Annotated in this window: 22 protein-coding genes; 8 read left to right on the top strand and 14 right to left on the bottom strand. The window is 62.6% G+C overall.

Annotation, left to right across the window (positions count from 1 at the left end; translation table 11 throughout):
- From IEX85_RS17550 to IEX85_RS17540, 3 genes are all read right to left on the bottom strand, one after another.
- Positions 1 to 479, bottom strand: a 479-nt coding sequence (locus IEX85_RS17550) for a PAS domain S-box protein (RefSeq protein ID WP_229721989.1), incomplete at its 3' end; no start/stop codon positions are given.
- Between the two features lie 134 nt (positions 480 to 613).
- Entirely contained in the window at positions 614 to 1,600 is a 987-nt protein-coding gene (locus IEX85_RS17545; RefSeq protein WP_188861914.1) for a HupE/UreJ family protein, read from the bottom strand.
- Positions 1,597 to 2,466, bottom strand: coding sequence for a peptidylprolyl isomerase (locus IEX85_RS17540; protein ID WP_188861913.1), 870 nt, complete (start codon positions 2,464 to 2,466; stop codon positions 1,597 to 1,599). The genes IEX85_RS17545 and IEX85_RS17540 overlap by 4 nt, the downstream gene beginning before the upstream one ends.
- Positions 2,467 to 2,860: 394 nt before the next feature.
- On the opposite strand from IEX85_RS17540, the gene fucP reads away from it, so the two are divergent.
- A complete protein-coding gene (gene fucP / locus IEX85_RS17535) occupies positions 2,861 to 4,165 on the top strand; it encodes an L-fucose:H+ symporter permease (RefSeq protein WP_188861912.1) in 1,305 nt (434 codons plus the stop codon).
- Positions 4,166 to 4,357: 192 nt separating this feature from the next.
- On the opposite strand, the gene IEX85_RS17530 is transcribed toward fucP, so the two are convergent.
- A complete protein-coding gene (locus IEX85_RS17530) occupies positions 4,358 to 5,641 on the bottom strand; it encodes an MFS transporter (RefSeq protein ID WP_229721988.1) in 1,284 nt (427 codons plus the stop codon).
- 242 nt (positions 5,642 to 5,883) lie between these two features.
- Between IEX85_RS17530 and IEX85_RS17525 the strand changes: the two genes are divergently transcribed.
- The gene (locus tag IEX85_RS17525; protein ID WP_188861911.1) at positions 5,884 to 6,639 is read left to right on the top strand and encodes a hypothetical protein; all 756 of its coding nucleotides are present in this window, start codon (positions 5,884 to 5,886) and stop codon (positions 6,637 to 6,639) included.
- Between the two features lie 90 nt (positions 6,640 to 6,729).
- Here IEX85_RS17525 and IEX85_RS17520 read toward each other — a convergent pair whose 3' ends face one another.
- From IEX85_RS17520 to IEX85_RS17480, 9 genes are all read right to left on the bottom strand, one after another.
- Positions 6,730 to 6,981: an acyl carrier protein gene (locus IEX85_RS17520; RefSeq protein WP_188861910.1), complete on the bottom strand. Its 252-nt coding sequence runs from the start codon at positions 6,979 to 6,981 to the stop codon at positions 6,730 to 6,732.
- Complete coding sequence (locus tag IEX85_RS17515; protein WP_188861909.1) at positions 6,978 to 8,207, bottom strand: dihydrolipoamide acetyltransferase family protein; 1,230 nt, start codon at positions 8,205 to 8,207, stop codon at positions 6,978 to 6,980. The genes IEX85_RS17520 and IEX85_RS17515 overlap by 4 nt, the downstream gene beginning before the upstream one ends.
- Complete coding sequence (locus IEX85_RS17510; protein ID WP_229721987.1) at positions 8,200 to 9,207, bottom strand: alpha-ketoacid dehydrogenase subunit beta; 1,008 nt, start codon at positions 9,205 to 9,207, stop codon at positions 8,200 to 8,202. Before IEX85_RS17510 ends, IEX85_RS17515 begins: the two co-directional genes overlap by 8 nt.
- A complete protein-coding gene (pdhA, locus tag IEX85_RS17505; RefSeq protein WP_188861908.1) occupies positions 9,204 to 10,202 on the bottom strand; it encodes a pyruvate dehydrogenase (acetyl-transferring) E1 component subunit alpha in 999 nt (332 codons plus the stop codon). The genes IEX85_RS17510 and pdhA overlap by 4 nt, the downstream gene beginning before the upstream one ends.
- A 29-nt stretch (positions 10,203 to 10,231) precedes the next feature.
- Positions 10,232 to 12,028: an acetate--CoA ligase gene (acsA, locus tag IEX85_RS17500; RefSeq protein ID WP_188861907.1), complete on the bottom strand. Its 1,797-nt coding sequence runs from the start codon at positions 12,026 to 12,028 to the stop codon at positions 10,232 to 10,234.
- A 264-nt stretch (positions 12,029 to 12,292) separates the two neighbouring features.
- A complete protein-coding gene (locus IEX85_RS17495; RefSeq protein WP_229721986.1) occupies positions 12,293 to 12,910 on the bottom strand; it encodes a response regulator transcription factor in 618 nt (205 codons plus the stop codon).
- 14 nt (positions 12,911 to 12,924) lie between these two features.
- Entirely contained in the window at positions 12,925 to 14,103 is a 1,179-nt protein-coding gene (locus tag IEX85_RS17490) for a sensor histidine kinase (protein WP_188861906.1), read from the bottom strand.
- On the bottom strand, positions 14,104 to 14,820 hold the full coding sequence (locus IEX85_RS17485; protein WP_188861905.1) for a GAF domain-containing protein: 717 nt from the start codon (positions 14,818 to 14,820) through the stop codon (positions 14,104 to 14,106). It lies immediately after the preceding gene.
- Positions 14,821 to 14,944: 124 nt separating this feature from the next.
- The gene (locus tag IEX85_RS17480; RefSeq protein WP_188861904.1) at positions 14,945 to 15,289 is read right to left on the bottom strand and encodes a hypothetical protein; all 345 of its coding nucleotides are present in this window, start codon (positions 15,287 to 15,289) and stop codon (positions 14,945 to 14,947) included.
- A 419-nt stretch (positions 15,290 to 15,708) separates the two neighbouring features.
- Between IEX85_RS17480 and IEX85_RS17475 the strand changes: the two genes are divergently transcribed.
- The 6 genes from IEX85_RS17475 (at position 15,709) to IEX85_RS17450 (ending at position 19,542) form a co-directional block, all read left to right on the top strand.
- The gene (locus IEX85_RS17475; protein WP_188861903.1) at positions 15,709 to 15,969 is read left to right on the top strand and encodes a BufA1 family periplasmic bufferin-type metallophore; all 261 of its coding nucleotides are present in this window, start codon (positions 15,709 to 15,711) and stop codon (positions 15,967 to 15,969) included.
- Positions 15,970 to 16,080: 111 nt separating this feature from the next.
- Complete coding sequence (locus IEX85_RS17470) at positions 16,081 to 16,596, top strand: DoxX family protein (RefSeq protein ID WP_188861902.1); 516 nt, start codon at positions 16,081 to 16,083, stop codon at positions 16,594 to 16,596.
- Between the two features lie 77 nt (positions 16,597 to 16,673).
- Positions 16,674 to 17,567 carry an MNIO family bufferin maturase gene (gene bufB / locus IEX85_RS17465; protein WP_188861901.1) on the top strand — a complete coding sequence of 298 codons (894 nt, stop codon included), beginning with the start codon at positions 16,674 to 16,676 and terminating at the stop codon, positions 17,565 to 17,567.
- Positions 17,564 to 18,394: an HvfC/BufC N-terminal domain-containing protein gene (locus IEX85_RS17460; RefSeq protein ID WP_188861900.1), complete on the top strand. Its 831-nt coding sequence runs from the start codon at positions 17,564 to 17,566 to the stop codon at positions 18,392 to 18,394. Before bufB ends, IEX85_RS17460 begins: the two co-directional genes overlap by 4 nt.
- A gap of 58 nt (positions 18,395 to 18,452) precedes the next feature.
- Entirely contained in the window at positions 18,453 to 19,376 is a 924-nt protein-coding gene (locus IEX85_RS17455) for a YeeE/YedE thiosulfate transporter family protein (RefSeq protein ID WP_188861899.1), read from the top strand.
- Position 19,377: 1 nt separating this feature from the next.
- Positions 19,378 to 19,542: a hypothetical protein gene (locus IEX85_RS17450; protein ID WP_229721985.1), complete on the top strand. Its 165-nt coding sequence runs from the start codon at positions 19,378 to 19,380 to the stop codon at positions 19,540 to 19,542.
- A 142-nt stretch (positions 19,543 to 19,684) separates the two neighbouring features.
- Here the strand turns inward: IEX85_RS17450 and IEX85_RS17445 are convergent, their stop codons facing one another.
- Positions 19,685 to 20,374: a winged helix-turn-helix transcriptional regulator gene (locus IEX85_RS17445; protein ID WP_188861898.1), complete on the bottom strand. Its 690-nt coding sequence runs from the start codon at positions 20,372 to 20,374 to the stop codon at positions 19,685 to 19,687.
- Between the last annotated feature and the right edge of the window lie 99 nt (positions 20,375 to 20,473).

The following is a 20,473-nucleotide window of genomic DNA, read 5'->3' as shown; positions in this document are numbered from 1 at the left end:
ACGTTGTTGGCCTCGTCGATGGTCACCACCGCATCCAGCGCCTGCTCCAGCGTCTGGTTGATGGTTTCGCGCGCCTCGCGCTCGCGGGTGATGTCCTTGACGAAGGCGGTATAAAGCAGCTTGCTGCCGACCCTGACCTTGGACAGCGACAGGCTGCCCCAGACGGTGCTGCCGTCGCGCCGCTCGACCTCGACCTCGCGACTGGTGCCGACGATCTTGTCCGGACCTCCCTCGCGGTTGGCGTTGACGTAGCTGTCGTGATCGGCCTGAATGGCTGCGGGAACCAGCATTCTGACGTTGCGGCCGATGACCTCGTCGCGCCGGTAACCCCAGAATGCCTCCGCCGCGGCATTGAAAAAGGTGACCTTGTTGTTTTCGTCGATACTGACGACCGCATCGATTGCCTGCTCGAGAATCTGCTGATACATCCGCGCCGAACCGCCGCCGAAAATATCGAAAAAACCTGACTCTTTTGCCATCCCGTCCCCCTGTAACAAGAACGCAGTGCTGTTGGAATTGTTATTGTTCGCTGTATTCAGGCCAGCCTGATTGGCTTATCGACCAAAACCTGCATTTCATTAGCAAATTTTTGCGGGGCGGCACGAGGCTTCCCTCAGATAATCGCGGCGACCAGCGTCAGCATGCGCTTAAGTGTCCAGTAGGCGCCGATTCCCCCCAGCAGATAACCGGGCAACACCAGAATCAGCCAGTGCAGCTGGACCTCACGCAGCGCGTGTCGGAACAGCGCCACGAGCAGCGCCAGCATTACCAGCGCCAGCGCCACGCCGAACCCGTAGAGGGACAGCATCAGGGCCGTCTCACCGCCGGCGGATACGGAAGCCGGCAGCCCGCCGGCCAGTGACAGGCCCAGCGGGATGCCGAGGGCCAGCGCCATGGCACCGGGGTGGCGCTGACCGAAACTGTCCTGGCCAAGCGCCTGCCGCACCGCCTCGAGGCCGAGATACAGCACGCCGAAGGCCTGAACCGCGCTCAGCGGCAGTGGCGCCACCGGCACGTACCCCGGCAGTCTGAGCGCCAGGCCGGTGGCACAGACCAGGCCGAGGGCGGCCACCACCAGCACCAGTGACCTGCGTCCGGGTGCCAGCAGCATCGGGCCAAGCGCCAGCAGCAGCAGGTCGATCCCGGTCAGCAGCTCGCTGAACCCCTGTCGGGTGTAGCTGAGCAGCGGCTGACCGTCGCCGAGGGTGACCTGGGGCACTGTCGCCCTGAGCAGATGACTTTCGCTGTGGCCATCGCGGTGGTGAACCTGCACCAGCACATCGGCAACGGTGGCATCGAGCCCCTTGATTACGATGGTCTTGCCCGAAAGCCCGTCCGTGCACTGCATGCGCCCGCGGCGCAGCAGCGCATCGTGGGTCGACTGCTGCTCGATATCGCTTCTGAGATGGCAGGCGGCCGGCATCTGCGGCTCGATATCGAGGCCGCCCTGGGCCCCTGCCGGCGTTTTCCAGAGAAAGTCGTAGAGCCCCGGCAGCGCCTCGCGAATATCCAGCAGCGCCGGCCGCGTTTCGCCGGCCTGGGGCTGGGTGCAGGCGACCAGCAACAGCGTCGCCAGCAGGGCTCGCAAGACGCCGGTCAAGCGTCGCCCCCCTGCTCCTCGCGGGATTCTATCGTCACCGGATAGCGCTGGCGCAGCGACTGATAGAGGTTGTCGAGCGCCTGCTGCCGGCGCTGTTCCAGGAACCGGGCTTCGACTTGCGGCCGGATTTCACTGAGCGGCGGCACCGCGCCGGTGCGACGGTCGAGCAGGTACACCAGGTGCACGCCGTAACCGGATAGCAGCGGACCGCTCCAGGTCTCCGGCTGCAGGCGGATGACCTGCTGTGCAAAGCGTTCTCCGAAAACCCGGCCGATCTCCCCGACACTCATGCGTTCGATATCGCGCGGTACCATAAGGGAATCCCCGATATTGCGGATATCGACTTTGCCGCCGGCCGCACGCAGCCGCTGCAGCAGGCGCTCGGCATCGCGCTCCAGGGTGCCGGCATGCTTGTTCGGGTCCAGGAAAACCTGGCGAAACGCGTATTCGGGATCGCTGCGGAAGGGGTCGGGATGGGCGCTCAGCCAGTCCTGCAGTTGCTGCTCGGTCGGCGGCACGGAGGTGACGCTGTCCGTGACCAGGAATTCCAGCTTCTGCCGCAGCCTGCGGCGAATCACGACGTCATCCTGATCGAGCCCGCGCGCGCGCGCCTCGCGGGCGGCGATCTCCTCGCGCACGTAGTCGTCGATGAGTCCATCGAGTTCCTGCCGGGTCGGCTGGCGCTGCCAGGTGCGGGCGAAAACAGAGGACAGGTTATCGATGCGCTCGCGGGTGACCAGGATCCGGTCCTGCGCCCTGATATCTCCCAGCCAGTCGAACAGCGGGAACAGCAGCACGCCGATGATGAAAAAGTGCAGCAGCGGCTCACGCCACCAGCGTCGGCTTTCCGTGCCGGATTCGCTCATGCCAGCGGCCTCCCGCCCGGACGACTGCGGACCAAAGCGGGCCCAACGGGTTTCGGCAGCTGGCAACTCGGGGCTCGGAACATGTCGGACCCACCACTCCCTTGGCAAATTCGATGACGAACCGGGCCGCGGCACAGCCGGCCGAACGCCCGATCATGAAAACACATTACCTCAAGGTGTCACCTTTTGGCGATACCCGGCGCAGTGAAGTATGGCCTGCAACCGGCCCCGCCGCTCAATGCCGGCGCCTTTGTTGCAAAAATTACAAAATGCCCGGACGCCGTTCATTCAGCGTTTTTATTGCGGGGTTTCAATGCAAGCCTGTCCAGACAGGGACCGCAGCCAGTGCCGCCGCTTCTGCGACGGCACTATAACGACAAGAGGCACGGCAACGATGAACAATAAAACCCCGATGGTATTCCGGGAGATGATCCTCCCGTTTATTCTGCTGACCACCTGCTTCGCCGCCTGGGGCGTCGCCGCCAATATGACCGATCCGCTGGTGAAGGTCTTCAGCAAGATCTTCACCATGAGTGCGCTGGAATCGGCGCTGGTGCAATTCGCCTACTACGGCGCCTATTTCTGCCTGGCGCTGCCGGCGGCATTCATCAACCGCCGCTTTTCCTACAAGACCGGCGTCCTGACCGGCCTCGGCTTCGCCGCCCTCGGCGCCCTGATGTTCTATCCGGCCAGCCAGGCGATGACCTACGGCTACTTCCTTGCCGCCCTGTTCATACTCGCCGCCGGCCTGTCGATCCTCGAAACCTCGGCCAACCCCTTCGTCATCGCGATGGGGCCTGTCGGCAATGCCACCCGCCGCCTCAACTTCGCCCAGGCGTTCAATCCCGTCGGCTGCAATATCGGCGTCTTCCTCGGCGCCAGCCTGATCCTGACCCAGCTCAACCCGGCGACCGCCGTGGAGCGTGCGGCGATGGCGCCGGCCGAGCTGAGCGCTATCCAGTCGGCCGAACTCGATGCGGTCATGGTGCCCTACGTCGGCATGGCCTGCGTGCTGCTACTGATCTGGATGGCCATTGCGATGATGCGCATCCGTCCGAGCCGCGAAAAGGTCGTGGCCCATAGCCGCGATATCAAGCTCGGCGCCACCCTGGGCCGTCTGCTGCGCAACCGTCATTACCGTTTCGGCGTCGTGGCGCAGTTCTTTAACGTCGGCGCCCAGACCTGCGTCTGGACCTTCACCATCCAGTACGTCATGGATGCGCTGTCGGTCAACGAAGCGCGCGCCGGCGACTACCTGCAGTACAGCCTGATCCTGTTCCTCATCGCCCGCTTCGCCATGACCTGGCTGATGGGCTATATCCGTGCGTCCAAGCTGCTGGCGGGCCTGTCGGTCCTGGCCACCGCACTGTGCGGTTACATGATCGCCAGCCCGGATATCTCCGGCGTCTGGGCACTGGTGGCGATCTCCGGCTGCCTGTCGCTGATGTTCCCGACCATCTACGGCATTGCGCTGCAGGGGCTTGGCGAAGACACCAAGTTCGGCGCCGCAGGTCTCGTCATGGCCATCCTCGGCGGCGCCATCATGCCGCTGGTGCAGGGCGCGGTGATCGACGGCTACGGTGCCACCCTGTCCTTCATCGTGCCGGCCGCCTGCTTCCTGGTCGTCGCCCGCTACGGCTACTTCGACCTCAAGGCCGAACGCAAGGCACACAGCGCCGCACGCCCTGCAGTCGTCTGACAGTCCCGGTCGATCCCAGAGGCCACGCCGCCGATGCTTCATCGGCGGTGTGGCCTTTTTGGGTTCATCGCGTTTTAGCGGGAGGCATGTAGCCGACTCATTGATGGGGTGCGCCGCGTCAACCTCGCTGTAAGCGTTGAACAGAGTGCCAATGCGGCTCCGCCCATCCTACTTTCGGCCGCTGGTTTCAGGCTACTTTTCTTGCCGCGGTAGCGGCTCCGCCCGGCCACCGCGACCGTCGACCTTGAGCAGCAGCAAGCCCCCGGCCACCAGCAACAGCACCACCGACAGTATGCCGTAACGGGAACTGCCGGTAAGCACCCCGACCCAGCCCACCAGCACAGGTCCCAGCACCGCCGCGAACTTGCCGAGCATGTTGTAAAAACCGAAGAACTCGCCGGAGCGCTCGGGCGGGATCAGACGGCTGTAGAACGACCGGCTCAGCGCCTGCACGCCGCCCTGCACCAGACCCACCGTGACCGCCAGTACATAGAACTCCTGCACCGACTCCATGAAAAAGGCATAGAAGGTCACGGCAATATAAACGCAGATGGCAATCAGGATCCCCGCCTTGGCGCCGATCCGGCTGCCAAGCCAGCCGTAGGCCAGCGCCGCCGGGAAACCGACGAACTGGGTGATCAGCAGCGCTACGATCAGACTGCCGCTGTCGAAACCCAGCGCCACGCCATAATCCACCGCCATACGGATGATGGTGTCGACCGCGTCGATATAGAGCCAGTAGGCCAGCAGGAACCAGAATACCTGCCGGCGCTGGCGAATATGGCTCAGGGTTTCGCGCAGCTGGTGCAGTCCGCCGCGCACGGCGCCGAGGCTGGATCGCGCCGCCGCCACCGGCGGCTCCTTCACCAGCAGCACCAGCGGCAGCGAAAACAGCAGCCACCAGATCGCCACCAGCACGAAAGACAGTTTTACCGCCTCGGCGGCATCGGCAAGGCCGAAAGTCGCGGGCTCGAGGGTCATCCAGACATTGAGCGCGAACAGCAGACCGCCGCCGAGATAACCAAGACCGTAGCCGAAAGCCGAGACCCGCTCCCGATCCGGGTCGCGGCAGACACCGACGATCAGCGCATCGTAGAACACGATACTGCCGGAAAACCCGACCACGCCGCAGCCAAAGAGCGCCGACGCCAGCAGCCACTGCCCCTCGGCGACCCAGCTTAGCGAGGCCGTCATGAGGATGCCGAGAAAACCGAAAACCATCAGGAACCGCTTGCGCAGACCCGCGCGGTCGGCGATGGCGCCGAGCACCGGTGCCATCACCACCACCACCAGACTGGAGAGGCCGTTCGCCAGCCCCAGGTAAAAGGTGCTCTCGGTGGCAGAGGTGCCCTGGCTCCAGTACTGCTTGAAGAAGATCGGGAAAAAGCCCGCCATCACCGTAGTGGCAAAGGCCGAGTTACCCCAGTCGTACAGGGCCCAGGCCAAGATTCTGCGCTTGTCGGTATCCATGGGCATTGGCGATCTCCGATATCCGTTCCTGAACTGCGGGGTACCCTTGCGCCATTCTGGGCAAATACCGGCCCGGGCGCCAGCCCGATGCGCCAACTACACTGAAGCTATTACTTCCTGAAACGTTAGTACCGTCATCCACCGGACCGGCTTCGAAACTCCGGCAGGAATGCCCGCTTTCGACGACGGCCGAACGCCCCGGCAGCCGGATTCGCCGGCTGGCCCCGGGCCATCAACCGGAGGGGTCTATGATTCAGTCCAATCGCAGGAGCCGGCCCGCCATCGCACTGATGGAACTGCCGCGGCCGGCACACCCGGATACGCTGCATCGAGCCGCGCTGCTGGTCATGCTTGCCACGGCCGTGCTGCTCGGCGGCTGTGGCTTCAACCAGAACTACTCCTCGGCGCAGCACAACGATATATCGCTGAGCGCCGATGCGTTGAGCCGCGACGGCGTGGCCTTTATCAGTCCGTCCACCACCACCGGGCAGGAGGAGGACAAGCAAACCCTGGCGCTGGTATTCGCCAGAACCCTGGTCAGCAAGCGTCCCGATATCAGGGTCGTGTCACTGCCCGAAACGCTGGGCGCCGTCAACCGGGCGGGGCTGGCGCGGGAATACAACCGGATGTTCGAGGATTACGGGCATTCCGGCATACTGAGCCGCGATACGCTGCAGAAAATCGGCAAAGCCGCCAACGCCCGCTACCTGGTGCAGCTCAACCTCGGCGGCTTCAGCCAGGAGTCCCGCGGTCGCTTCAGCATGCTGGGATTCCGGGTCTACCAGACGACCCGCGCCAATATCCGCCTCTACGTGCAGGTGTGGGATACGCTCGACGGCAGCATCGCCTGGGAAGGTGTCGAGGAGCTGAATCTGGCGCAGGAAACCGGCAAGGAAAAGTCCATCACCTTCACCTCGGTGGTGGAAGCAACGGCGGAAAACCTGATCGCACTGCTGCCGCCGCCACGCAGCTCCAAGGTACTGTCCCAGACAGGCCTCCAGTAGGAGACAGGCCGCGCGGCGAACAACGAAGGAGACCGAGGCACGTTTCGCTGCGCTCAAGGTGCCCTACGATAGCAGGTAACCCAACCGGTATCACCTGAGCAAATACCGCTGCGCCCGCTCCAGGGTGCTGAATTCGATGTAATCCTGCTCCGGCACATCGGTTTCCAGAGTTTCGCAGACCGCCGCGATATAACGGACGAAATCGAAGGAGTCGATATCCAGCTCCTCGCGCACATCAAGCGACGGTTCCAGCGCATCGAGGTCGGCTTCGGGAGCGATATTTCCCAGTTCCCGTTTCAGAATGGCGAGGATCTGTTCTGAGTTCTTGGCCGTTTCGTTCACAACGCCTCCGGTGCCTGCAGCAGTTTTTCCAGGGTTTTGAGAAAGATTGCGCCGCGGTGACCATCGCTGACGCGATGGTCGGCCGAGAGCGTCGCCTGCATGACCGGCCGAACCTCGACCCTGCCCTCGACAACCCAGGGGCGTTCCACCACTGTGCCCAGACCCACAATCGCCACCTGCGGCGGGTAGATGACTCCGAAGATACCCTCGACGCCGGTTTCCCCCATATTGCTCAGGGTGATGGTGGGGTCCGACATTTCCGAGCTGCGCAGCATGCCGGTGCGCGCCCGGGTAATGAGGTCGTTGAGGCCCTGCATGACATCATCCAGTGTCCTGCGGTCGACATCGTGCAGCGCCGGGGCGATGAGCCCGCCGCCGCGCAGCGCGATTGCCATGCCAACATGAACGCGTTCGGCCTGCTCGAAGACGCCGCCCCGGTAGAAACCGTTCAGTTCGGGCACCTTGCGCAGCGCCAGCGCCATCGCCTTCAGCGGCAGCACGACCTGCAGCAGGCGGTCGGTGACCCTGCGACCGGCGTTTTCCGCGCTCAGCCACTGCTGCGCGCGGGTCATGTCGATCTGAGTCGAGAGGTAATAGTGCGGTATTTCCTTTTTCGACCGCGCCATGGCCGCGGCGATGCCCCGGCGCATCGATTCGGGGTCGAAACCGCGCTTCGCGCCGCTGCCCGGCGTGGGCAGCGGCTTCGTTTCACCGGCAGTCTCCACGTCGGAAAGCGTGACCGCCGTGCCAGGGCCAGTGCCCGGGATATCCGCCAGTACCAGCCCCAGTTCCGCTGCGCGTTTGCGCGCCGCCGGCGATGCCCGCACAACAGCCGGTGCGGCTGCAGGTGCGGGCTCGCCGGGTTCAGACCTCGCCCCGGTAGCGGGACTGCGGCCCGCACTGGCGCTCGGGCCGCTATCGGCTTTTACCCCGGCGCCGCTGCTGACGGTTGCCCGACCACCGCTGTCGGCTGTTACCTCAGTGCTGCTCTGTTCACTGACAATAGTGGCGAGCACCGAACCCACCGGCAGCGTTTCGCCAACCTGCGCCCGCAACTCGGCCACCGTGCCGTTCTCGAAGATTTCGGTTTCGATGGCGCCCTTGCTGGTTTCGATCACCGCGACCACATCGCCGCTCTTGACCTGATCGCCGGGCTTGACCAGCCATTCGACCAGGGTGCCTTCGTCCATATCGGCACCCAGTGACGGCATGGTGAAATCAGTCATTGCCCTTCACCAGCCTGCCGGCCGCCGCGACGATGTCCGCAACCTGGGGCAAGGCGGCGTCCTCCAGCTGTTTGGCGTAGGGTATCGGCACCTCGGCCGCACAGACCCGCTGCACCGGTACATCGAGCTCGTAGAAGGCCTGTTCGTGGATACGGGCGGTAATCTCGGCGGAAATGCCGCCGCTACGCCAGCCCTCGTCGACGATCACCACGCGCCGGGTCCTGGTCACAGTCGCCATGATGGCTTCATCGTCCAGCGGGCGCAGCGTGCGCAGGTCCAGCACCTCCGCATCGATCCCCTGCTGCTCCAGCAACTCTGCCGCTTCGAGGCACTTCCACAGCGACCCGCCGTAGGTGATCAGGCTCACCTGGGTGCCCGCGCGGCGAATCCGGGCACGGTGAATATCGACGGCGCCGGCGTCTGCCGCCAGCAGACCCTTGCGGTTATAGAGCAGTATATGCTCGAAGATCAGCACCGGGTCCGGGTCGGCCAGCGCGGTGGCCAGCATGCCGCGTACGTCTTCGACGGTGGCCGGGGTCAGCACTTTCAGACCGGGCACATGGGCATAAAGATTTTCCAGACTGTGGGAGTGTTGCGCCGCCAGTTGCAATCCGCCGCCGGTGGCCATGCGGATCACCAGCGGCACGTTGATCTGACCGCCGGACATATGCAGGTAGGTTGCCGCCGTATTGATGATCTGATCCGCTGCCAGAAGGCTGAAGTTCACGGTCATCACCTCGACGATCGGCCTCATGCCGCCGATCGCGGCACCGATTCCGGCGCCGACGAAGGCGGACTCCGACAGCGGCGTATCGCGGATCCGCTCGGGGCCGAACTCCTCGAGAAAGCCCAGACTGACGGCATAGGAGCCGCCATAACGGCCCACGTCCTCGCCCATCAGGAAGACGCGCTCATCGCGGGTCAGCGCTTCGTGAAGTCCCTCGCGGGCCGCTTCGCGGTAGGTCATTTCGCGCATGCCCGCCGGGATAGTTGTGCTCATGGCTGCACCTCGGAATAGACAAAGCGACCGAGCTCACTGACAGGCTCCGGCGTGCCGGATTCGGCAAAGGCGACGGCGTTTTCGATTTCTCTGGCGATGTCCGCCTCCAGCTCTGCCCGTCTTTGCTCGTCCAGCAGGGACGAGGCCTCCAGGCGCGCGCCAAAGGTGCGCAACGGGCCCTGCAACTCGTGCTCGTGCACCTCGTTTTTGCTGCGGTAGCGCTCGGCGTCGAACATCGAGTGCGCCCTGAAACGGTAGGTCTGAAATTCCAGGAAATAGGGGCCATTGCCGGCACGGGCGCTGTCGGCGGCCCGGCGCGCCGCGGCCTCCGTCGCCAGTACATCCATACCGTCGACTTCCTCGGCGACGACCCTGTAGCTGCGCGCCTTTTCCACCAGCTGGATCTGGGACTCCGAACGGTCCAGCGCCGTGCCCATGGCGTAGTAATTGTTCTCGCAGCAGAACACCACGGGCAGCTGCCACAAGGCGGCCAGGTTCATCGACTCGTGAAACTCGCCTTCCGCCATGGCGCCTTCGCCGAAGATGCACCAGGCGACAGCGCCGTTCTGCTGCATTTTGGCGGCCAGGGCGTAGCCCACGGCCACCGGCATGCCGCCGCCGACGATGGCGTTGCCGCCAATAAAGCCGGTGGCCTTGTCGAACAGATGCATCGAGCCGCCCCGGCCGCGGCTGCAGCCTTCCTGCTTGCCGTACATCTCCGCCATGACGGCGTTCATGGAGATACCGCGCAAGAGCGCGTGCCCGTGCTCGCGGTAGGTGGCGACCACGGCATCCCGGGGCGCGACGGACTGCATGACGCCGGTACCCACGGCCTCCTCGCCGATGTACAGGTGCAGAAAGCCGCGGATCTTGCCGCTGCTGTACATTTGCGCGCACTTTTCTTCGAAACGGCGAATGCGCAGCATCTGGCGAAACAGCTCCAGCGCATGGGCACCGTCGATGTCATCGGGCAGGGGAACGGCCATTTCATTCATTGCCTGGCTCTCCGTAGGATGGTGGCGGCTCAGTTTTCCAGTGTCGAGGTATCGCGCAGCGTCTCGCCGGTCTCCCGCGCTTTCAAGAGGCGACGCATGATCTTGCCGCTGCGTGTCTTCGGCAGCTTCGCTTCGAAGGCGATCTCCTTCGGCGCCACCGCAGCCCCCAGGCGCTTGCGCGCATGCCCCAGCAGTTCGCGCCTGAGCGCCTCGCTGGCTTCGTAGCCCGGATTGAGGCTGACGAAAGCCTTGACCATCTGCCCCAGCGTCGGCTCCGGCACACCGATCACCCCGGCTTCGGCCACCGCAGGATGTTCGATCAAGGCGCTTTCGACCTCGAAGGGGCCGATCAGATGCCCCGCCGACTTGATCACGTCATCGGCGCGGCCGACGAACCAAAAGTAACCATCGGCATCGCGTTTTGCCAGGTCCTCGGTCAGATACCAGCCGTCGACGAAACAGCGGTTATAACGCTCTTCATTATGCAGGTAACCGCGAAACATGGAGGGCCAGCCCGGCCTGAGCGCGAGTTCGCCCTCCGCGTCCGGTTCGGTGATCGGCTCGACGCCCCCGCCTTCCAGACGTCGAACGATGGTGGCGGTGACGCCCGGCAACGGACGCCCCATGGAGCCTGGCCGGATATCCAGCGCCGGCAGATTGGCGATCATGATGCCGCCGGTTTCGGTCTGCCACCAGTTGTCGTGGATCGGCAACCCCAGCGCGCCCTGCCCCCAGACCACCGCCTCGGGATTGAGCGGTTCGCCGACGCTGGCGACGAAGCGCAGACGGGGATACCGGTACTGCTGCGCCAGCTCGGTGCCGAGCTTCATCAGCATGCGGATTGCGGTGGGGGCGGTATACCACACCGTGACCTTCTGCTCCTGCAGGATGCCGTACCAGCGCGGCCCGTCGAAGTCCGGCTCATCCACCAGCATGGTCACGCCATGCAAAAGCGGCGCGATGATGCCGTAGGAGGTACCGGTGACCCAGCCGGGATCGGCCGTACACCAGAAGATATCGTCCTCGTGCAGGTCCAGCGCGTACTTGCCGGTCATGTAATGCATCATCACCGCCTGATGCACATGGACCGCGCCCTTGGGTTTGCCGGTGGTGCCGCTGGTAAAATGCAGCAGCGCCATATCCTCGGGGTCGGTGGGCCCGATGACGTATTCCTCGCCGGCCTCGCTCAGCAAAGTCCCCAGGTCCAGGGTGCCGGGCAGATCGATACTGTCGCCCGCCTCGTCCACCAGCAGAACGAACTCGAGACCGGGCATCGACTCCCGGTACGGCGCGATCTTTTTCTCGTAGAGCCGGCGCGTGGTCACCAGCACCCGACCCTCACCTGCGTTGACACGCTCGGCGACGGGTTCCGGACCGAAGGCCGAAAACAGCGGGCAGAAAACCGCACGGTGTTTCAGCGTGCCCAGCGCCGCGATATAGAGCTCGGGAATCCGGGTGCAGAGCACGAACACCCGATCGCCCTGAACGACCCCAAGGCTTTGCAGCAGGTTGGCGAAACGATTGGTCTGGCGCCGCAGCGCCTCGAAACTGAACTCCCGGCACTCGCCCGACTTGCCCAGCCAGCGCAGCGCAACCTTGTCGCCACGCCCCTTTCCGACATGGCGGTCCACCGCTTCGTGGGCAATATTGATCCCCGCACCGCCGGGGAGTCCGTCGAGTTCCGCGCGGATGCTCTGCCAGGAAAAATCCGCGCAGGCCGCCTCGTAGTCGATCAGGTTGGGTGCGGTGCTGCCGGCAGAGAGAGACTTATGGATAACCGGATAGGAAACGGCCGAGCCGTCTGCGCCGGGCGGTATGGCAGCCATTGCGGGCGCCTCCGTATTGACCTTATTGTCTTTGTGGTTTTCAGCATAGACGTGCAACGGCCGGTGTCAAAACGGACAGCGGGGGCAGCAGCGGCCCCTGATACCAATGGCAGGCGCCCTGAACGAAGCGAGCTGCGCCGTTCCGACGATAAACGCGTGGCACTTCGGTATGAAAGAGAAACGTATTTGCCACTGATCAGAGGACGGCGTAAGTCGTTGTTGTAAAGGTAGGGTTCTACCGGTTTCAATAGCAACGGTAATCGATCATCCGTTATCCTCCAGTGCCTGCGCCAGTCGCACCAGTTCCGCCACCGAGTGCACCTGCAATTTTTCCATCAGGTTCGCGCGATGCAATTCCACGGTGCGGGTACTGAGGTGGAGGTCGCTGGCGATAACCTTGTTCATCTTGCCCGACACCACTTCCGCCATGACCTGCTTTTCCCGCGGCGTCAGGCTGTCGTAGAGTCGATGCAACTGCGCCAGGGCTTCGGCTTCCGTGCGCCGCTCCTGGTCTCGCCGGATCGCGCTCTGTACCTTGTCGAGCAGAAGCTGGTCACGGAAGGGCTTTTCCAGCAGATCCATCGCCCCATCCTGTATCGCCCTGACCGCAGTCGGCACGTCGGCGTGGCCGGAAATGAATATCAGCGGAATGGTCGCCCCCATGGCGTTGAGCTTTTCCTGCAGTTCCAGGCCGCTCATCCCCGGCATGCGAATATCCGCCACTATGCAGCCGGGCCACGCCAGTTGGTAGTGGTTAAGGAACTCGAGTGCGTTGCCGTAGGTCTCGACCTGCAGCCCGACAGAGCGAATCAGCATTGACATTGCTTCGCGCACATCCGGCTCGTCATCGATCACGAACACCCGCGCCTGATCCTGCGTCACGACCAGCCTCCTCGCTATTCGGTTAATGGCAGCGTCAGCTGAAAGCAGGCGCCGCCCTCGGGATGGTTGAATCCGCTGACACGTCCGCCATGGGCCTCGATGATCGATTTACAGATGGAGAGGCCGATCCCAATGCCCGCGGATTTACTGGTGACGAACGGTTCGAACATCCGGCTTTGCAGTTGCGGATCGATACCGGGCCCCTGATCCAGCACGCTGACCTTAAGTTCTCCCGGCGCACTGCGCTGCGCCATGATGCTGATCTGGCCTGCCCGACCGGCGGCTTTCATGGCGTCCCGGGCATTGCGGAGGAAGTTCAGAATAACCTGTTCGATCTGGGTGGCATTGATGCGAACCCGCGGCAGAGGCTGTTCGCTCTGCAGCTGAATCTCGATGTCGTCGTCACGCAGCTCCACGCGGGCCAGCGTTATCGAATCCTGCAGCAAGGCCTGGATATCGGTCGCCGTCAGCTCCGGCTCTCCCTTGCGCAGGAAATTACGCATCTGCTGAATGATATTGCCGGCCAGTTCCGCGTTGGCGGCAACGCGTTCCATCGCATGACGAATCTCGCTGCTTTCGTGCGTGCTGTTACCGAGCAGACGGAGACTCGCCTGCGCGTAGGTGAGAATGGCGCAGAGCGGCTGGTTGATTTCATGTGCAAAGGCGGACGCCATCTCGCCCATCGAACTGACTCGCGAGAGGTGGGCCAGCTCCTGCAGTGTTCGGTGGGCCTTTTCCTCCGCCTCACGGCGCTGCGTCACGTCACGCCCCACGGCCACTACCGTCTGCAAGACACCTTGCATCACCGTTGCTTTCAGCGACCAGGAAAGCCAGCGAGCACCCCGCGCGGTCTGAACCCGGTGCTCGAACTCGGCCCAGTGCGGTGGCGAATCGAGTGATTTCCAGCAGGCACGGACAGGTCTCTGACCGGCGCGCTCGATCAGGTCATGGAAGGAATCCGTCAGCAGAGACGCCTCGTCTCGCTGAAAAAACTCGCACAGCGAGGGACTGACGAACTGGAACCGGCCGTCCCGGTCCAGCTGTGCAACCAGTTCCTGCTGGTTCTCCACCAGCAGACGATATTTCCGTTCCTGCTGCTGGAGGTTGCGCAGCGCCTGCATCCGTTGCAGCTCGGCGCTGGCACGATCGCAGAAAACGTCGAATACCGCCTTGTGATAGAAACTGGCCGGCATTTACTGCGAGTCGAAGAATGCCATATGACCAATCACCTGGCGATGGTCGGCATCGAAGATCGGCAGCCCCAGGTAACTCTCGACGCCTACGTCCTCGGGATAGCGCTCCGACATCCGGTTGGCGTAAAAACAGACACGGCCTTCCTTGATCACCTTGTCGCAGGGCGTATTCACCAGGTCGTATTCGATATCGCCGCTAAAGGCGCGTTCGGTCCAGTAGGCCAGGGTGCGTACCCGGGTGGTTGGAAAATCCAGGCACTCGGTGATCAGCGCGCCGTTCACGTTGAGTACTTCGGCGACCGAACGCGCGAGTATGCGGAAGAATTCGCTCCCGGTGCTTCTGGCGGTGGTGCGGACGACCAGTTGCAACAGCCTTTCCGCTTCGCTGCTCGCGACCATCGGTTGCAGGCAGGCGCAGAGCTGGATTTGTCCGTCGACCTGAATTCGGCCGAAGCGGATATCGACCGGAATCTGTCCCCCTTCCCTCGCCACGAGCCGGCCTTGCAGCCGGGCGCTGCCTTCGACCGTCGTTTGTCGCCAGACCGTGGCGATGCATTCGGGCGTCAATTCGGGTATCAGCCCGGTCAGGCGCATCAGGCTGAACGTCGTCGTGTCATAGCCGAGCGTTAGCGGCAGTTCCGGACTGAAGTAGATCAGCTTTGCCCTGTCGTCGAAGTGAAGAACGGCTTTGCTGAAGGCAGGCACAGCGTCCGACATGATGACGTTTCCCCGTTTGCTCGAGCTGTCATCAGCTCCCGATGCCGGGCCCCGGTCCGCTGACGCGGATGCGGCGGTTAAGGCTTTGGCGCCTGTGGGTCCGGTCGCTTTCAGTATAAGTCACTCAATCGCCCCCAAGCGCATAGGCGACGGCCTGATCCCGGGTATAGAAACGCCCGTCGAGCACGAAGCCGGAAATCACGGTCGCGCGAATACGCAGCGCCTGCCCCTCGCCGCTGACCACCAGTTCCGCAGGCAACCCCTCCAGCAGATGCAGGGGGGCGGGGACTCCGCTGGCAAAACGGGATAAATAGGTGCGACCACTCAATGTATCCAGGAAAGCCGGACGAAATCCGCATGAGCGGTTATTCTGGCTGATGCCGTCGGTGCCTTCGAAGCGGATATTTTCCTGTCGCAGCGCGGCACGGCTGAGACCTGTGGTGACGGACTCTTGATACGTGACTCGCATGATGGACCTCCTCAAGCATCCCGATACAGACGTTGCGCGGTTCAGGGACTAAACGAACTCGCTCACCTATAAAGTACCCCTCCCGGGTCTCGCGAATAATCCGGTAATCTACCTGCCGTACTACGGTTTTCCGCAGGTATAACTGGTGTCATTGCGAATGTTGGCGCCTGTCCGATTTCTTCAGACTGTGTTCCATGGCGACGAGGCCCTAGGAGCCTGTCGGACTTAACACTGATCTACTGCGGAAAAGCCGATTCTGGCCATTTTTATAAGCTCTTCTTTGTTAAATAGAACCACTATTTGTCGCAAAAGAGCTCAAAAACTGACTCAGAACGAACTTCCCCTCGCTACGACCGGCTAAGCCCGACAGGCTCCTACGCCTTCGCCATATACCAAACCGTTAGCTGAGGAAATTGAACATGAAAGTCTCCACCCAACTGATTACCGCTGCCGTACTCGCCCTTTCCACCGCGGGTCTGGTCACTGTTAACACCGCCCAGGCCGACGATCCCGAATTCGAGAAATGCTACGGGGTCGCCGCCAAGGGCAAGAATGACTGCCAGACCGCCACCAGCTCCTGCGCCGGGACGACCAAGCAGGATCGCCAGACCGACGCCTTTATCGCCGTTCCCAAAGGCACCTGCAGCAAGATCGCCGGCGGGTCGCTGACCGCCAAGTGACCTCTGGACGGACCGAAGGCAGGTCCGTCTATCCCTCGTTTTTCGGATTAATTGCAAACCATGGGTGGTGGTCCGGACCGGCTCCGGTCACCACGCACGGAGGTTGCCCGCATGAACCCCATACACTCCGACACCGCCGTGCCCGTCGTGGCCGGCCCGTCATTGCTCAGCCGAATCGCAGGCGGTATCCGCTGGAGCAGCCACGGACTCGATCGGCTCAGTCCCGCTGTGAGCTTGCTGTTCCGACTCTGGATTGCGGCCATTTTCTGGCAGGCCGGTCTCACCAAGATCGCCAGCTGGGATGCCACCCTCTATCTGTTCAACTACGAATACAGCGTCCCCTTGCTGCCACCGGAACTGGCGGCCTATCTCGGTACCGGCGTGGAACTGCTGATGCCGGCATTGCTGGCCCTGGGCCTGGCTACCCGCTTCAGCGCCCTGGCGCTGTTCCTGTTCAATATCGTGGCCGTGATCTCCTATCCCGAGCTGAACGAGATCGGTCTCAAGGATCATCAGTACTGGGGATTGATGCTGCTGGTGCCGTTGTTCTACGGACCGGGGGCGCTGTCTCTGGATGCGCTGATCGCACTTTACCTGGCGCCGAAGCGACGGAAGGCACGTCACTGATGTCGCTCCACTGAGCACGCTGGGGCGATGCTGTTCCGGATCGCCCCAACCGCTCCGATATCTTCAGGAGATTGCCGATGAACCCTCTGATACCTGTCAAGCCTGCGCCAGCCGACAACGGCGCTATTCCGGTCGATGCCGGGATAGGTCTGCGCAGTCCCCATATCGAGGCTCTGCTGCAGACGCGTCCCGCCATTGGCTGGCTTGAAGTCCACTCCGAGAATTTCTTCGGCAACGGTGGGGTTCCGCTCCACTATCTGATGCAGGCCCGGGAGCACTATCCGGTGAGCCTGCACGGCGTGGGCCTGTCACTGGGTTCTACCGACCCGATCAGCCAGCCGCATCTTCGCCTGTTGCGGCAGCTGATCGACCGGGTACAACCGGGACTGGTATCGGAGCACCTTAGCTGGGGTGCAGTGTCGGGCATCCACTTCAACGACCTGCTGCCGCTGCCCTACACCGAAGAAGCACTGGACCATTTCTGCCGGCGGGTCGATCAGGCCCAGGAAATCCTGGGGTGGCGCCTGCTGATCGAGAATCCGTCCAGCTACCTGAGCTATCGTCATTCGACCATCCCGGAATGGGAGTTTCTGGCTGCAGTCGCCGAACGGACCGGCGCCGGCATTCTGCTGGACATCAACAATATCTTCGTGTCCGCCTTCAATCAGGGTTTCGATGCCGAAACCTATCTGAAATCCATCCCTGCCAGCCGTGTCGGCGAGATCCACCTGGCCGGCCACAGCCGAAAACAGTTCGACGACGGTGAGCTGCTGATCGACGACCACGCCTCGCCGGTCTGTGATCAGGTCTGGTCCCTGTACCGCCGTACCCTGACGTGGCTTGGGCCCAAACCGACCCTGATCGAATGGGATGCCGAGCTGCCGCCCCTGCCGGATCTTGTCGACCAGGCGCGACTTGCCCGTAACTGCCTGAACCGCGCCTCGACAGGGCGCCGGGAGACCTGCCGATGAGCGCTCTTAACCGACTGCAACGAGCCTTTGCCGAAGACCTTTGGGGCAGCGACCTCAAGCACCTGCAGGGGCTGATTCCCGATGGACGCCTGCCCGCAGTCCGGCTGCTGCAGGTGTACCGCAACAACTTCAGGATTTCCCTGACCGAGGCGCTGGAAGCCGTTTACCCGGTCATGCAACGCCTGGTGGGCGAGGACTTTTTCCGCTACCTGATCGACCGGTACCTGCGCAACCATCCCCCCACCTGCGGCGACCTGACACAGTTCGGTGACCGGATGGCGGCCTTCGTTGCCGGCTTCCAGCCAGCGGCAGGCCTGCCCTACCTCGCCGACATCGCTCGTCTGGAGTGGGCCTGCCATGAGGTGTTCCATGCCCCCGACGATGCCACCGTAGATCTCGACGCGCTGAGTCAGATGCCCGCGGAGGATCTGGCCGGCCTGCGATTCCATCTGGGAGCGGCCTGCCGCCTGCTGATGTCCGATTTTCCCGTCTACCGCATCTGGCAGAGCAACCAGGCCGGGGGCGACGAACCGACGACCATCGACCTGGACCGCGGTGGCGAGACGGTACTGGTACTGCGCCCGCAATGGACAGTTCAGCTGTGGGCCTTGCAAGCCCCGGCCGGGCGCTTGCTGGCTTCGCTATGCCGGGGTGAGCCCCTCGGCGAGGCCGTCGACCAGGCGCTGATGCTCGACGGGACATTCGACCTGCAGTCTCTGCTGTCCCGCTATCTGGCCGGAGGCGTGCTGATCCCACAGTTCGACTCGATCCCGTCCTCGATACCTCGCCATTTGCACCCGGCAGTACCGGAAGGAGCCGGATCATGATGTCCCAAGAAACCTTTGATCTTGTGCATACCGTTCTTTCCACCCTGGAGATTTCGCCATGTTGTTTCTGAGCGCCCTTCTGCTGGTTGCGGTTCTGGGGTATCTGACGCAGATTACCGGCCTGTGCCTGGTTCGCGGTGTCAGGGAATGGTCCCAGGGCCGCCCCGAAGTGCTGATATCGATTCTCTGTTGCGGCGTGCTGGCCTGGGTGGTCGCGTCTATTGCGCCCTACGTCGGCGCCACGATTCCCTTCCTGGTGTTCGAACCCGGTCCCGGGTTTGCGATCGGCGGCTTGATGTTCGGGCTGGGAACCGCCTTCAATCAGGGTTGCAGCATCTCGACCCTCAGCCGGCTGGCCAGCGGAGAACTGAGGATGCTGTCGACTCCACTGGGCTGGATTGTCGGCTGGTTCTCCCTGACCTGGTGGCAACCGGAACTGGACGTGAGGGCGCTGCCCGGACCCGACAGCCTGCACTTAGCGATCCTGTTCATAGCGTCCTGCGGGCTCGCCATCAGGGCACTGCGGGGTGACCGGTCGCGACAAAAACTCTGGTTTGGCATGATGGGGATCGGTCTGCTGTCCGGTTTGCTCTTCCTCTACGAGCCGGCCTGGCCGCCCGGCAGCCTGATGCAGGAACAGATAGCGGCAGTTCTGGACAGCGACGGCCATCCGCCGCCCGCACTGCCCCGCTATGCGCTGGTGCTCGCCCTGCTTGTTGGCATGTCCCTCGGCGCCCGCCGGCTGAACAAGCTGCAACTGCGCTCGACCACCGCCGGCCCGCTGCTACTGCACCTGCTGGCAGGTACCCTGATGGGCGTCGGCGCAGCGCTGGCCATGGGCGGCAACGACTCCCAGCTGCTGCTCGCACTGCCCGCATTCTCACCGGCGGGCTTTCTGACCGTCGGCTGCATTCTGGCCGGGATTAGGCTCGGCCTGTTCATTCTCTCAAGCAGGGTTGTTTCCGGGCGGTACCATCCATGATGTGACCCAGCTCGTCGGTGCCGGATACAGCGTATCGACCGGGGTAAGTGACCTGAGCACCTTCGTCAAGTTACTGGGTGTCGCCATGCTGGTACCAATCGTTCTGGTGATCGGCGTTGTCATACGCCGCTCCAACCGTGGTGTTGGTAAGGGAACCTGCGAATAAGCCCCAATGAGTCTCTGGCTTTCAGCGCGAGCCGGAATCGAGGCGCAGCTTTGAAGGCATGCTGGTGGCCTGTCGAGAAGCTGCAACAATGAGTCCGGTTCCATGACAGAATCTGTAGCAGCCACTTCAGACTTGCAGTATCTCAGGAATGAAAAGGCTGAGGGTTATCTGTGGTAAAGGAGCTGATACCGAACCAGCGCTTCAGCGACTTTATATAGACAGGATGGGCAACCACTTTCACCGATCCATTGTCGATCGCATCATAGATGTCGATTTCGCCATACCAGACCCGGGTCAGCGCTTTGGTCGATGCCGTAATGTACACATCGACATCGAAGCCCAGATCCAACGGGCACTCTGTCGCGACGTTGTCGCGCACGTAAATGTGATACTTGGCTTCAGGCGTGACATCGGTGAGGTGCAGCTGGATCACCGTATCGCCGGCTGGCAGCTCATCGGCGTTGATACCGCCGGTGATATCTCTGATCAGACTGGGTGCGGCATTGGGTTGATCCGTCATACCCTCGCTGGCATGGCACATCCCCCAGCGCCCAAGCTCATTGAGCACCGGCGCAAGTGCCTTACCCGCAGGCGTGAGATGGTACTCGTGGCGGCCTGCAGTGGCGCCGGGCTTACGAAAAATTATTCCCTTTTCTTCGAGGAAGCGCAGACGATTTCGTAACAGCGATGGCGAGATATTGGGAATATACTTCTGAATCTCGGAATAACGGGTAGAACCAAAAAACAGCTCTCTGATTATTTGCAAAGTCCATTTTTCACATAGAACGGACGTTGCCATGGAAATTGGACAGGCTTCACCATAATCAAGCATATCGCTGACGCCTTTCTTGTTTCTAACTCCTTATTACCCGCTCCTGGCCAGGTGCTGAAAGGCCTTTTCTACACCCTTGCCCAGCAGGATAAGTTTTGT

The sequence above is a fragment of the Marinobacterium nitratireducens genome (genome assembly GCF_014645375.1).
GTDB lineage: Bacteria > Pseudomonadota > Gammaproteobacteria > Pseudomonadales > Balneatricaceae > Marinobacterium_A > Marinobacterium_A nitratireducens.
This window is presented reverse-complemented; position numbering and strand designations above follow the sequence as displayed.